Source organism: Lactobacillus panisapium, from assembly GCF_019469265.1.
Taxonomy (GTDB): domain Bacteria; phylum Bacillota; class Bacilli; order Lactobacillales; family Lactobacillaceae; genus Lactobacillus; species Lactobacillus panisapium.
This window is the reverse complement of the sequence record NZ_CP048268.1, coordinates 67,038-81,037: the sequence shown is the minus strand read 5'-3', so window position 1 is coordinate 81,037 and position 14,000 is coordinate 67,038. Positions and strand designations below refer to the sequence as shown.

Here is a 14,000-nt window from a genome sequence, read left to right as displayed (position 1 = left end):
TCCTTAAGTACAATTTTTACTTTGCACGATAATTGTAAGCGCTTGATAAGCTTAATCCTATACATGTTTCACGCTAAAAACATGTAAAAAATTGTCATTTGTGTTTAACCAGCAAAATACAATCTAGCAGAAGAAACATCCCGAGAGTTGGGTCCCACCATAATTGTGAAAAATCCTGGTTCTATTTTTTCATTTCCAGTATTATCAAAAAAGCTTAATTCACTGAGCGAAAGTACAAATTCTACAGGCTTCTTTTCCATTGGTTTTAACTGGACTTTTTGAAAATTAATTAATCGCTTAACTGGCTGAGCAACAGATGCTACCTCATCTCTAAAATATAGCTGCACCGTTTCAGTTGTTGAACATTTTCCAGTATTAGTCACGTTAATTGAAACCTTGATATCCTGATCAGGTGTAATTTCGTTTGCACTTAATTGCAGACTACTGTAGTCCACATCGCAATAAGACAAACCATAGCCGAATGGATACAATGCACCTGAAGGACAATCTAAATACTTAGAAACAAATCTACCTTTATGCTGTGAATTGCTTTCTGGCCTACCAGTTGATAAATGATTGTAATATAACGGCTCTTCAGCACTAGAATAAGGAAATTCCATTGTCAGCCTGCCAGAAGGATTGCATTCCCCAAAAAGTACATCGGCAATCGCATTTCCCCCCTCTGTTCCTGGGAACCAAGCCTCAATTATTGCATCAACTTTATCTTTAATATCATTTAATACTAGCGGTCTACCATTTATTAAAACCAAAATAATCTTCTTGCCTAAATTAGCCAATTGATCAATTAATTGACGTTGATTTTTCGGTAAGCGCAAGTCTGTTTTAGAACCTGCTTCTCCATCCTCATAAGTTTCTTCGCCTAAAGCTAATACCACTGTGTCAGCCTTTTTAGCAGCTTCAAGTGCTTCTTGATTATTTTTTTGTTCCTGCTTCGGCGTTGAAATAGCTTCAGCAATTTCTTTTTCATTAAGAAAGCCAAGATTCTTCAGTAGCTTTTTACTTCTCTGCAGATCTGTCCCTTGATATACTTTCAAATCAGGAATAAATCTCTTCATTCCATCAGCAATAGTAATTGTATCTTGCGGATTGCCATGAATCGCCCACATGCCAATTAGGGTCTTACGACTAGCATATGGACCAATTAGCACAACTTTTTGCTCTTTATTTAGGGGCAAGACGTGGTTATCATTTTGCAATAAAACCAGTGATTCTTGACTTAATTTTCGCGCATGTTGTCTTTTCGTAGAGGTTAGAATGCTTTTAGCCTCACGCTCAGGACTCGCACCGTAGAATGGATCTTCAAAAAGGCCCAATCGATTTTTCAAATTAAGAACACGTAAAACAGCCTGATCGATTTTTTCTTCATCAAGTTGACCGTTAGTAACTAAGGGCTGTAAGCCATTAGCATAACATGGCGATTTCATATCAATATCAACGCTAGCGTTGAAAGCTTCTTCACTAGCCTGAATCTCATTTGCTGCAAATCCGTGCTTAATCAGTTCAAAAATCGAAGCATAATCTGAAATAATCACACCATCAAAGCCCCATTTTTGGCGCAAAATTGTAGATAAAAGTGCTTTACTAGCAGTGGCTGGCACACCGTTAAGTGTTGTTAAAGATGTCATCACCATTTCGCTGCCAGCAGCAACAGCCGCTTTATAAGGCGGTAAATAGTTCTGAAACAGATTGCTTATCGACATATCTACTGAGTTATATTCTTTACCACCTTCAACTGCACCATAAGCAGCATAGTGCTTAACGCAGGCAGCCTGGCCTTTTTTATTTTTTAAATTTTCTTGTAGGCCGTTAACCATGTTTTCCGCAAATCTAGCATTTAAATACGGATCCTCACCTGGCGACTCAAGCACTCGTCCCCATCTAGCATCACGAACAACGTCAACCATCGGTGCAAAGGCAACGTGATTGCCAGCTGCCGAAGCTTCATCAGCAGCGTTTACAAAAGCTTGGCGCACATTTTTTAAATCCCAAGTTGCTCCCAAGCCTAAAGGAATCGGTAAAATTGTTTTATAACCGTAAATTACATCTGACATGAATAACACTGGGATATGATGGGGTTGCTTTTGCATCTGTCTTTCTTGTACTTCGTGCGTTTCTTTTGCACCGACTACATTGAGTATTGAACCTGTCAAGTCAACCATTTTCTTTGAAATTCCTAGTTTCTCAATTGGCCCAATTGAGATATCATTAGCACTAAAAAACTCACCAGATAATTGAATTAGTTGACCTATTTTTTCGTCTAAACTCATGTCTTTTAACAAACGTATTATTTCTTTTTGATTCATTTTTATCATTACCTTTTTAAAGCTGTTAAGCGCTTATTTACTTATTAACTATTATAATTTTGATTTTACTTGTTCAACATACATAAAAAAGCAGACTAACCTGTAACTTTTTGTTCTATTAAAGTAAAATACTAGCAATAGAGGTTTTAACTAATGATTAAATATGAAGAAATTACACATGCGGCAATGATTCCTTTTAAGATTTTCAGTTTCAGAGCAAAAAATCTTGATCGCATTATTGCACCGCATTGGCATCAAAGCACTGAAATTCTTTTTGTTAAAGAAGGTACACTAAAGATTACCCTACAAAATAAAACTTATCTTCTACATAAAAATGAATTTGTAGTTATTAATCCCAACATTATTCATTCAACTAGGAGCCTATCTAAAAACTGGGTACTTTGTATTCAGTTGCCATTATCTTTTTTAAAACTAGTCACGAATAATCAATTTGATAAAGTATTTATCTTTAAAGACATTAACTTCCCTACTGAGCAAGAAGCTAGTGAACGAATAATTGCATTATTTAATCAGGCAATATATCAAACCGAAAATCATCCCAAAAATATTCAATACTTTTTAGACTTATATTCTTCTGGTCTACTGATTTTAAAAGAGCTCATTTCCTCATATTCTGTTAAAGTAAATAAAAATAATGCTGATGATAAAAGCATCAGCATTTTAAACAAGGCAATTGATTACATTAATATCAATTATTCCAAAAGTATTACTTTAACTGATATGGCAAAGTTTTTGGGCTATTCACCAAGTTATTGTTCTAAAGTCATTAAGAAAAACCTAGGAACCAATTTTAAAGAAATTCTGGATATTATTAGACTTGAAAAAGTAGTACTCGAGGCACAAAAGGGCAAACGCTCTCTTGAGCAGATTGCACAAGAAACCGGCTTTAAAACTTACCGCAATTTGTACAATGCATTTTATTCAGTCTATGGTATGTCGCCTAAACAGTTTTTGAGTGAGTCAATGTAGCAGTTATTCGGAAGTTATGTGACTAGCGTGCAACATGCACTAGAATTAGCGCTGGCATTTGCCACGTTTATTATTGTCTTGTTGACGGATATCGACAAACGCAAATAAACAAAAAGACCGTCCCAACAATAACTTTGGCGAGTTATGGGACAGGTCTTTTTGATTAACCTATAACTTTTAGTCAACCGCCTTTAAAGCGGCTGCTTGAAATTCAGATAAGAGGTCTTGCTTTTGCAAGGCTTCTTTTTCTTTATGACTATATTTTAGCATGGGTAAATCAATTTTGCACAAGAAGTTAATCAAGTTCTTGATTAATCTATCTGAGTTAGTCTTATTCTTTCCATATGGTTTATCAAATTAATTAAGCTTTTTTACTTAAAATAATTGCTTATAGATCAGCTAGATTTTTCTTTTTCGGTGCCTGTTTTGGACTAGTTGCATCGCCTTCTTGGTAACCAAAGAAGTAGGTTAGTAAAAAGGCAGCGATAATTGTCACGATTGAAGCAATCCAGAAATTAAGCAGGTTGTTCGGGTTGCCTTGCCCTGCCTTAGCAACAAATGATGGAAAACCAATCAAACTACCAGTAAAGCCATACATATCAACTTTTAGTAGGCCATTGACTAAACCACCGATCGCTGCTCCAATGCTGGAAGTAATAAAGACGCGACCATATTTTAAGTTGACCCCATACATCGCTGGTTCAGTGATACCAACTGCTGCTGAAATAGCTGCACTAAGTGATAAACCTTTTAATTCAGGATTATGCTTAGTCTTGAACCAAACGGCTAAGGCACCAGCACCTTGCACAATCATCGTTACCGAAACGATTCCATTCAAAACACTGTGTCCGGTAGATGCAATATCATTGGCAATAATTGGGATGACCGCCCAATGCAGACCAAAGATAACCAGAACTTGGTAGAACGCACCAATAATCAAACCAGACAATGCGGTGTTAACAGTTAATAACCATTGCAGAACTGTTGCAATTCCTTCAGAAATAAAGGAAATCACTGGCCCGACGATAATTAAAACCGTCATCCCGACTAAGAAAATTTCAACCAACGGGGTAAAAATCTGCCGTAATGTAACTGGCATCCATTTTTTAATCCACGGTTCAATTTTGGCAGCCATCCAAGCCGCAAAAATCATCGGAAAGATTGAATAGGTGTATTGCGGAATATGAATTGGGATACCGAAGAAATTGGCATTAATCCCTACACCAGCAAGGAAATAACTAAACTTGCCACTGGCATAAATTTTTACTAAATCAGGATAAATTAGGAAACCACCAATAATAGCAACAATAACCGGGTTAGAACCTAATTTTTGGGCTGCAGTAAAGCCAACGATTAAAGGCAAAAAGTAAAAGGCTGCATCCCCCATCGCATTAATAATGGTATATGTTGGCGAATTCGTCGACATGTGGCAAAAATTGGTTAAGATATTAAGAATACCTTTTAACATACCACTGGCAGCTAACAACCCAATTACCGGCATCATTGATCCCGTAATAACCCCGATTAATTGGAAGAAAGCATTCTTGATTTTGCCGCCAAAACTCAAGTTTTGTTTAGCAGCCGAATTGTCAACGGTGCCGGTTTGCTCTTGGACCGCAAAATCTGGCCCTAGCAGCTTAATCACTTCGTCATAAACATCGTCAACAGTTTGCCCAATCACAACTTGGTATTGGTTATTAGCACGGGCTACGTCTAAGACTCCATTTATTTGACTAACTTCATCGTCATTAGGAATGCTGTCGTCTTTTAAAGTAAAGCGCAACCTTGTAAAACAGTAAATAACGCTCTTAACATTATCTGCACCGCCTACTGCATCAACGATTGCTTTAGCCGTTGCTTGGTATTTTGATTCCTTAGAATTTTTCGTCGCTTGTTTTGCTTCTTTCAGGGTAACTACTGCGGCACAATCGCCTGCAGCAACTTGCCCCTTTTTAAGCTCGATATCAGCTAAAACTGTTGCCGTATTGGTTACCGCAACAATTACCGTGTTTTCTTTACCAGCTGCACTAATTGCATCTAAGTCCATTTTCCCTAAGCTCTGACCAGCCTTAACTTGGTCATTTGCTTTGACGCTAATCGTAAATGGCTTACCGTCAAGTTCAACTGTATCAATGCCTAGATGGATTAGTATCTCCATACCTTCAGCTGTTTTGAAGCTTATTGCATGCTTAGTCTCAGCAACCATCACTACCTGACCACTCACCGGAGAAACAATTTCTCCCGAACTAGGCTTTAGCGCGAAGCCTTCACCCAGTGTCTTTTGTGCAAAAACTGGATCACTAACATCGCTGAGATTAATAACCTCGCCAGCAGTTGGTGCCAGCAATTTAATCTTCTTATTCATCTTTCAACCTCTTTTGCTTATCTTGCCTATTACGATAATGATATCGCTTTCTTAGAAATTATATAGCTTGTCTAGACAAGTGTCAATTAGTTATTTGTGACTATCGCAAGCTCAATATTTTCATTATCTTTTTTTCTTCTACTTAATAAACACAGTTGAATAGACAATCTATTATCTTGAACAGTCAATGACCGGCAAGCATCTTCTAGCTAGTTATAGTTTAGTTAAGTAAATCATAGCTACAAAGTTTCACGTGAAACCAACAAAAAAAGGCACTTTAAAGTGTCTTTTTTTGCATGCGCTGCTTCTCAAAGTCTTGAATGAACCTGATAAATTGATGTGGTAGTCTTTGGTCATTATTTTTTTGCATAATCATTATTAAATCAACTGTTGGCTCCCATTCTAGCGGCACATATGTCAAGCTGGCATCAAGCTCTGCGTAGATACAATACAGTCCTACTGCAATTCCCTGACCACTTTTAATAAGGATATTAAGAGATGGCAAATCGCTCGCATAAGTAACGTTTAGTTGATCATTTAGCTGAATCAGGCGATTTTGCAAGCTAATTAAATCAACGGCCGCCCAATTACCATCTAAAAATAGCATTCTTTCGCCCTGAAAGTCGTCTAATTTTAATGAGGACCGCTTACTAAGAGGATTAGCTTTAGGTACAATTGCTTGAAAAGTCTCTGACTCAATCTGATAGCTTTTAATACTATTTAAATCCGCACTTTCTTTACTGGTTGTGATCATTACGTCTAATTCACCTGCCAATAGACGCTGCTTTAACTCATTATGAGTAAGATTTTCTAAAACAAATTTTACTTCCGGGTGAATTTTTTTAAATTGTTTAATCCAAATCGGTAAATACAAGTCATTAAAAAGAGAATACGAATAGCCAAGAGTTATCTGTGAGCTATCCTCCGCATTCTTTTTCTGAATATCTTGCACCGCGGAATAATAACTATTAATAAGTGGTCTGATTTTCTGGCAAAACGCCCAGCCGTTTGGCGTAACATGTACAGACCGCTTATTACGATTAAACAATTTTACCCCTAGCTCGTTCTCAATTGCATTGATATCGTTAGTAACCGTTGGCTGCGTTACGTGCATTATTTTAGCGGTTTGCGTAAAATTCTGTGTTTCAACTAAATTTATAAATGTTACTAATCGTTTAATATCCATCGTATTTTCCTTATAAGTAATTCCTATTATTAATAACTGATATTAATTTCACTTATAAGTATAAATAAAATATACTTTTGGTGTAATTGAATTTGGAAAAATTATGGAGGATTAAAAATGGTTGAACATACGGAAGAGTCCACCAGTAGTTGGGTTACTGAGACTTCTAAAAAAGTTAATGCTGCTAAAGGTTCAGATTACGTTGAACTAGATCAAGGCTTAATGACGGTTGACCAAATTGATGCGGTTTTTAACTGCTTGCCACTTGAACTGATTACAATCGATAAAGATGATCGCTACGTTTACTGCAATAATGAAATTCCAAAGAAGATGCTTTTATCACCCCGCTGGCCAGAAAAATTAGGACAAACTTTGGCTCAAGTTCATCAAAGTTCTTCTCTGCCCCATGTTCAAGCAATCATGGATTATGCCAAAACGGGCAAGACCTATGAGCTAGTTAAGCCGAGTGAAAATGAATACATGGTTGCTTCATTCAAGGATATGAAGGATAAAAATGACCAATACGCTGGCGTAACAGAATGGATTGTTGATTTATTACCGATTATTAACTGGTACCTAGATCAAACTGGCCAAAAATTGGTGCCCGATGAAACTAAGAAGACGGTAGATGCTAGTTCAGGTGCCTCTAAAAAGGCATAGTATTGGCGTCAATTCTAGACTTCATTTTGAATAAACTTAATAAATTCCTTGACGATTTTACGTTCATTATGGCTGTTGATCACAGCTCCATAAGTTACCTCTGGGCTAGTCTGTAACGGCACCTGGGTGAGTGCTTCATTTAACCCGATATAAATAAAATTGAGTCCAAATGTGATACCTTGTAAGGCATTGACTAGAATTAAGGCACTGGCAATATCGTTAGTATAGGTAATATTAAGCGTTTGACAAGTATTTTTAACCTTATTTTGTAGCCTAATTAATTCGACTCCGGCGATGTTATTATCAATGAAAATCAAGCTTTGACGGTCAAAATCGGTTAACGTCAATTGACGTTTACTTGCGAGAGGATTATTTTGTGGAACAAGCGCAAAAAAGTGATCGGTCATCAGCGGATAAAAAGTAGTCCCTTTTAGATCTTTGGCATCACCCTCACTGGTTAAAAAGATATCAATATCTTCATTTTCTAAGTATTGCTTTAGCTTGTTATGATCCAAGATGGTGACATTGAACTTTACTTTTGGATATTTCAAACTAAATTTCTTTATCCAGTCCGGAATAGTCTTGATATGATAAGGTGTAACTGCACAACCGATATTGATGATATTAGCTTCTTGAGTTTCATTAATCTGAATGCTTTGCAAAGCTAAGTAATATTTATTAATTAGTGGCTTGATTTGATTATAAAAAATCAAGCCATTTTTTGTTGGTACAACGCGTCTTTTATTACGAATAAATAATTGCTGGCCAATTTCATCCTCAATGGCTTTAATAATATAACTAACACTCGGCTGGCTAAGATGTAAATTTTGCGCTGTCCGCGTGAAATTTTGCGTTTCAATCACACTTACAAAAACCCTAAGTTTATTAATTTCCATAATTGTTTTTCCTTATTAAGCATAAAATACTTCTATTTCTATTATAGATATATATCATCTATAATTTTGCTGTAAAAGTTAATTTTTATCATAATTAGCTACTTGTTAGAACAAAAGACGAAATACGAGGTAATACTAATGAGTCAATACAGTGCAGAAGAACAGGGATTTCATAACCAAATAAAAGCAGTGGTTGATGTTGATGAAACTACTGGCAAAATTAAGCGTATCTGGGCCGAAAATGTCATGCCCAACACAATCGGTGCCGCCGGCATTACTACTTGGCTTGCCAATGCTAACCGAGCCAAAACGGTTGATGTTGATGCAATCTCTGGTGCCTCAATTTCCACTGGTGCATTGCGGACAGCGGCCATTAAGGCAGCTAATAAAGCAAGCGGGATAGAAATAGCTGATGATACCGATACTGCTACGGGTGCTTCCCAGTCAGACACGCCGAATAACCAAGTTCAGGAATTAGCCAATTATCCTCTCCTTAAGGAAACAATTACCGCTTGCGACATTGCTAACTATGACGGTGAATATGATTTAATCGTGGTTGGCTCTGGTGGTGCGGGTTTGGCTGCTGCTGCCACCGCAGCCGAAAATAATGCTGCCGTGATGGTCATCGAAAAGCAGGGAATTGCTGGTGGAACAACGAACTATTCCGGTGGAGTTATTCAGGCAGCGGGAACAAAATTGCAAAAAGAAACCACTGATTATCAAGATGATACGCCCCAAAAGCATGAACAGGAATACCTAGCTGCAGGCGAAGGCCGCGTATACCCAGAGCTAATTCACGATTTTACCCAAAACTCGCCCGCTAATATTGCGTGGTTAGCTCAGATGGGAATCAAGTGGACCAATGTATATGGACACACGGAAATTCCTTACGCCAAACAATATTTCGCTGACCGTATCCATGTCTATGAAGGCGGTGGAGCTAGCGGCAACGGCATTATTCTTACGCAACATTTACTTAAATATGCCCTAGCTCACGGTGCTAACATTACCTACAACACCGCTGTTGTTGGACTGATTGTGAGTGGTGCCGATGATATGCGCAAGGTTGTTGGTGTCGTTACTGAGAATCAAAATCACACGCTCAAGTACCTAAGAGCAAGACGTGGCGTTATCTTAGCCACAGCTTCAATCGACCAGAATCTTGCACTGGCAAAAGACCTTAGCCCGCAGCACTATGAGGATGTTAAGGCCCATCATTGCTGGTCTGTCCCTACTGACCGCGGTGACGGCATTATCATGGGGATGGCAGCAGGTGCAGCCGTAACTGGCTTTGGCGGTACTATTGACTTTGATGCCCGAACTGGCAACGGAACCGATGATCGAGTACCAACGATTCCTTCAATTTTTGTCAATGGCAATGGTTTAAGATTCGTCAACGAAGATGCTACCTATGCCTATGAATTTCGGGCAATCTTTAACCAAGAAAAACAGTTAAATAAGCCAACTTACCAAATCTTTGGGCAAGACTCAATCACAGGAAAAGCCAGTCCATGGAATGAGGAAACATTACTGCGTGATGTCAAAAAAGGGCTTGTGATTAAGGCGGCTACTCTTGAAGAACTAGCAACCAAAATTAACATACCAGTTGAAAATTTACGTGCGAGTGTTTCCACGTGGAACAAAAATGCTACCGCTGGTCGTGATCCAGAATATGGCCGAACAGTTGGACTTGCTGCTTTTTCTGCACCTTATTATGCTTACCGCAACACGCCGGGCAATCTTGGCGCAATTGGTGGTCTCAAAATTAATCAACAATGCAACGTACTCGATGTTTATAATCAACCGATTAATGGGCTTTACGCCGCAGGACTCAATGCTGGCGGCTGGATCGGATCATACTATCCCGGCTCAGGAACAGCTATCGGTGGCATTATTCACCAAGGACGACGAGCAGCCAAGTCCATTCTTGGCTTAGAATAGAAAAAATTTTCATGAATAGCGACTGTGATTACTGCTATTCAAGTAATTAATAAAGGAACTCACGAATGTTAACTACACAATTACAAGATTTTACTTGGCAAGCTGATTACGATGTCATTGTAATTGGCTTTGGTGGCGCCGGTGCCACTGCTGCCAGATTTGCTGCCGATCACAACTGCCAAGTCTTATTAACTGATGTCGCCCCAGCTGGTCATGAAGGCGGCAATACCCGTTACTGCGGCCAGATGATTGCTGGGACTAAGAGTAAAGAAGCCTATCAAAAGTACTATGCCAAAATGACTGCCCCATTCACCCTAGACCAAAAAGTGATGGATACGTTTATTAATGGCGTTACCAACATGCCGAATTATTTAAGAAAATATCTTCACGTTGAGCCGTTCAGTTTTTTAGATCATCCGGATCGCCCAGCAGTTCAATCAGTTCAAGGCGATTTTCCAGACTATCCAGATTATCCGGGTGCTTCTGAATATAACCTCTATACTGTACACGATGGTAAGCAAATCGAAGATGGTGCATTATGGAAAGTCCTCAGGAATGAAGTTTTAAAGCGGCTGGACCACATTACAATTTGGTACAAATCGCCTGCTATCCACTTACTTCAAAACTCTGCTGGCCGAGTAGTTGGTGCCTTGATTCGCCGAAATGGGCAAGAAATTGCTGTTCATGCCAAAAAAGGCGTTGTACTAGCGGCTGGTGGTTTTGAAAACGATCCAAAGCGAATCCAGGATTATTTAGGCGTACCAAAAATGGTGCCACTGGGCACCCTTTATAATAACGGCGATGCCATTAACCTAAGCCTTGAAGTCGGTGCTGATCAATGGCACACTAGCGTTTTTAACGGTGGCGGACTCTACCACGGATTAACTTATGCCGTTTCTAAAGGTGAACGTGGCACCTTATCTTTTACTTGGCCGCAGCTTTACACGGGCAGTATCTTCGTTGTTGGCAATGATGGAACCCGCTATTTCCCTGAAGACCAACATTCTAAAGCCGGTTATCTTTTCATTCACGGCTTTGGCAGACATCCCTACTTAACTTCTCAGTCTTGGATTATTTTTGACGAAAAGCAAAAAGCAGAACTTGAACAGATTCAAGACCCTGCTTTACAAAATGCCTTAAACAACGCAATTGTTGCCGACACTGATCGTGCTTTGGCAACTAAACTAAAATTTGATCCTACCGTTTTTATACAGACAATCAATGATTTTAATACTTTAGCCAAATTAGGCAAAGACTATACTTTTGGACGAAAAAAGACAACTATGCGCCCGCTGACCGATGGCAAACTTTATGCCATCAAGTTGCAGCCAGCCGCTTTAAATACACAAGGTGGACCTAGACGCAATGAAAAAGCTGAAATTATTCGTCCTAATAACACCGCAATCAGAGGATTATATGGTGCTGGTGAAGCTGGCAGTATCACAACAAACCAATATCAAGCAGGGCAAGATGTTGCTGAACTGCTAATCTTTGGTAAAATTGCTGGTGAAAATGTCGCTAACGAGCAGGATGATTTAACTGATAAACTAGTCTTGCTGCCGCCTGAATTTTTAGTTAGCGATGAGCAAATAACTAATTATCAACTTGCCTCTAACCAGTATTTAGGTAAAAGCGATCAGGGGATGGGCAATGAATTAGTCCTTAAAGTAACAGTCAATCAGGACACTAAGAAAATTACGCAAATTGATGTAGTTAAACAGAGTGAAACTAAAGAAATTGGGCAAAAAGTGATTAAGCCACTTCTCGCTAAAATCATTCAAACAGGCTCAACTAAAGTTGATGCAATAGCCGGTGCCTCGCTCACATCTAAAGCCGTCAAAAGTGCAGTTAATGATGCATTGAAAAAAGTACATTAACTAGCACTGCTATAATAAACGGATTCACTAAATACTTATATTCCAAAAATAGACAGCAAAAAACTGATAAACCTAATAGATTTACCAGTTTTTTGTTCGCATAATCATTCTTCCTATAATTTATTTAAACACAATCAAGCAAAAAAATCACGGTTAATATTTAAACTTTTAGCATCGATAACAACAGTAATAGGCGAGATCGGCTCTAGAACAGGATTCTTTCGAAATTCAAAAAGTTAAAATTATTTTTTCTTGTCATTAATCAGCATTTTTTTGCTTTTGTTGGTTAACCCAGTAAAAACGACCGTCATCAGTCCGGGTTAAAAAATGATACTCAATTAAATCGCGTCTTCGCGTGACGTAATCATCAAGGTACTTCATTAAAATCAAATTAATTTCCTGCTCCGAATACTGCTTTCCTGGTTTAAACTTAGAAGCTAAGTATTCTAAAATTACCAACCTATTTTGGGCTTTACCTGGCCAGGCTTTAACTACTCCATTGGCATCTAAATATCGCTTCAGCACTTCATCTTTTTCCACATTCATCGCCCCACTATTATTCAATTTGATATATCTATTCAATTTGATAATATCATCCACTCGGCCTTTTTCCGAAATTAAAGCTGCAAGTGCGGTTGATTCTACTGCATGTATCACTTCAAATACTCCGCACTACGAAAATAATTAGCGCAATCCAAATTTTAAATAGTAAAAAAGGAGTCAACATCGTGACCCCTTTAAAATACAATCAAATTCGCAGTTTTAAATTAGTACACTACATTTACTAGGTTAATTCCATAATAATCTCCGCCCCAAAAGGAGTAGCCAAAAAAACTGCAAATACTACTAATATGGCACCTAAGACTGTTAATGATGCTTTTAAAAGTAAAACATTTTTTGTGTTTGAAAAGTCCCGCTTAAAAGCCATAACGATCAGTGCAATTCCAATGACAAGAGACAAAATCATTATCCAAAAGCCCATAACGCACCTCCATGCATCACTTAAAGTCTTTTACTTTTAAAATTAGTTTAGGACTATTTATGCAATCTGTGCACGAACTTAGCAGAAAGTTAGGTTAAACTTAAACTATTTGATAGGTTTCGCCATCACTAATAATTGCCTGAGAATTATTAATCGGTACCAAATTAATTTGATTTTGATAAGTAGCAATAACTTTTTCATCTGCTTCAACAAACGGCTCTTCCTCAAAAGTGTGGCAGCGTATAAAAATCAGTTTGTGCTAAAGCAGAGTAATCGGTTAAATCAGGAGCTACACTTGTATCGTCCATCAAACTATTATATTCAATGTTAGGTGCCATAATAATCGCCCCGGCTGATTCGCCAATGTAGGGTACCCCAGCATTGATTTTCTCATTAATTACCGGCAATAACTGCTTGCGCTTTAATTCTTGTAATAAATAAAACGTATTGCCGCCGCTAATATAAATTATTTGCGCAGCCTTTATTTTGGCAATTGCTGCAGCTTGGCTTTCACTAGCAACATCTAATTCGTCAACCTGATAGCCCATTGCCGTTAAAGCTGCTCGTCCTTCATCAATATAGTCAGTATAATCCTCAACATTACCCGCAGTTGGGATAAAGACAATTTCTCGGTCGGTAATTGCTTAGCTCTTAATAAAATCTTGAAATTGTGCGGTTACGCCGGCAAAGTATGATGCTAAAAAAACTTTTTCCATGTTATCCCCTTTAGAAGTTAAATCTAACTTTTACTATTTTATTTTTAAATAGACGGCTTATTA

At 38.2% G+C, this 14,000-nt stretch carries 10 protein-coding genes and 1 pseudogene; 4 read left to right on the top strand and 7 right to left on the bottom strand.

The genetic code is table 11. From position 1 onward, the window contains the following. Window positions 1–104: 104 nt before the first annotated feature. On the bottom strand, window positions 105–2,324 hold the full coding sequence (gene bglX / locus GYM71_RS00380) for a beta-glucosidase BglX (protein WP_220220478.1): 2,220 nt from the start codon (window positions 2,322–2,324) through the stop codon (window positions 105–107). Window positions 2,325–2,477: 153 nt separating this feature from the next. On the opposite strand from bglX, the gene GYM71_RS00375 reads away from it, so the two are divergent. Then, window positions 2,478–3,314: an AraC family transcriptional regulator gene (locus GYM71_RS00375; RefSeq protein ID WP_220220477.1), complete on the top strand. Its 837-nt coding sequence runs from the start codon at window positions 2,478–2,480 to the stop codon at window positions 3,312–3,314. Between the two features lie 388 nt (window positions 3,315–3,702). On the opposite strand, the gene GYM71_RS00370 is transcribed toward GYM71_RS00375, so the two are convergent. Then, window positions 3,703–5,679, bottom strand: a complete 1,977-nt coding sequence (locus GYM71_RS00370; protein ID WP_220220476.1) for a PTS sugar transporter subunit IIABC — start codon at window positions 5,677–5,679, stop codon at window positions 3,703–3,705. A gap of 277 nt (window positions 5,680–5,956) precedes the next feature. Next, window positions 5,957–6,865 (bottom strand): LysR family transcriptional regulator, encoded by a 909-nt coding sequence (locus GYM71_RS00365; protein ID WP_220220475.1) that lies wholly within the window; start codon window positions 6,863–6,865, stop codon window positions 5,957–5,959. 117 nt (window positions 6,866–6,982) lie between these two features. Between GYM71_RS00365 and GYM71_RS00360 the strand changes: the two genes are divergently transcribed. Then, window positions 6,983–7,525 carry a PAS domain-containing protein gene (locus GYM71_RS00360; RefSeq protein WP_220220474.1) on the top strand — a complete coding sequence of 181 codons (543 nt, stop codon included), beginning with the start codon at window positions 6,983–6,985 and terminating at the stop codon, window positions 7,523–7,525. 14 nt (window positions 7,526–7,539) lie between these two features. Here GYM71_RS00360 and GYM71_RS00355 read toward each other — a convergent pair whose 3' ends face one another. Next, entirely contained in the window at window positions 7,540–8,421 is an 882-nt protein-coding gene (locus GYM71_RS00355) for a LysR family transcriptional regulator (RefSeq protein ID WP_220220473.1), read from the bottom strand. 138 nt (window positions 8,422–8,559) lie between these two features. On the opposite strand from GYM71_RS00355, the gene GYM71_RS00350 reads away from it, so the two are divergent. Both GYM71_RS00350 and GYM71_RS00345 read left to right on the top strand, forming a co-directional pair. Further along, window positions 8,560–10,362: an FAD-dependent oxidoreductase gene (locus GYM71_RS00350; RefSeq protein WP_220220472.1), complete on the top strand. Its 1,803-nt coding sequence runs from the start codon at window positions 8,560–8,562 to the stop codon at window positions 10,360–10,362. A 65-nt stretch (window positions 10,363–10,427) separates the two neighbouring features. Next, window positions 10,428–12,239, top strand: a complete 1,812-nt coding sequence (locus GYM71_RS00345; RefSeq protein WP_220220471.1) for an FAD-binding protein — start codon at window positions 10,428–10,430, stop codon at window positions 12,237–12,239. A gap of 258 nt (window positions 12,240–12,497) precedes the next feature. Here GYM71_RS00345 and GYM71_RS00340 read toward each other — a convergent pair whose 3' ends face one another. The 3 genes and pseudogenes from GYM71_RS00340 to GYM71_RS00330 form a co-directional block, all read right to left on the bottom strand. Further along, window positions 12,498–12,896 carry a DUF2087 domain-containing protein gene (locus tag GYM71_RS00340; RefSeq protein ID WP_220220470.1) on the bottom strand — a complete coding sequence of 133 codons (399 nt, stop codon included), beginning with the start codon at window positions 12,894–12,896 and terminating at the stop codon, window positions 12,498–12,500. A 127-nt stretch (window positions 12,897–13,023) separates the two neighbouring features. Beyond that, on the bottom strand, window positions 13,024–13,221 hold the full coding sequence (locus GYM71_RS00335) for a hypothetical protein (RefSeq protein WP_220220469.1): 198 nt from the start codon (window positions 13,219–13,221) through the stop codon (window positions 13,024–13,026). A gap of 100 nt (window positions 13,222–13,321) precedes the next feature. Beyond that, window positions 13,322–13,937, bottom strand: a pseudogene (locus GYM71_RS00330) (Type 1 glutamine amidotransferase-like domain-containing protein). Window positions 13,938–14,000: the final 63 nt, after the last annotated feature.

Bases quoted from the DNA above. Each gene is read 5' to 3' on its own strand.
- bglX (WP_220220478.1), bottom strand. From the start codon at position 2,324: ATGAATCAAAAAGAAATAATACGTTTGTTAAAAGACATGAGTTTAGAC.
- GYM71_RS00375 (WP_220220477.1), top strand. From the start codon at position 2,478: ATGATTAAATATGAAGAAATTACACATGCGGCAATGATTCCTTTTAAG.
- GYM71_RS00370 (WP_220220476.1), bottom strand. From the start codon at position 5,679: ATGAATAAGAAGATTAAATTGCTGGCACCAACTGCTGGCGAGGTTATT.
- GYM71_RS00365 (WP_220220475.1), bottom strand. From the start codon at position 6,865: ATGGATATTAAACGATTAGTAACATTTATAAATTTAGTTGAAACACAG.
- GYM71_RS00360 (WP_220220474.1), top strand. From the start codon at position 6,983: ATGGTTGAACATACGGAAGAGTCCACCAGTAGTTGGGTTACTGAGACT.
- GYM71_RS00355 (WP_220220473.1), bottom strand. From the start codon at position 8,421: ATGGAAATTAATAAACTTAGGGTTTTTGTAAGTGTGATTGAAACGCAA.
- GYM71_RS00350 (WP_220220472.1), top strand. From the start codon at position 8,560: ATGAGTCAATACAGTGCAGAAGAACAGGGATTTCATAACCAAATAAAA.
- GYM71_RS00345 (WP_220220471.1), top strand. From the start codon at position 10,428: ATGTTAACTACACAATTACAAGATTTTACTTGGCAAGCTGATTACGAT.
- GYM71_RS00335 (WP_220220469.1), bottom strand. From the start codon at position 13,221: ATGGGCTTTTGGATAATGATTTTGTCTCTTGTCATTGGAATTGCACTG.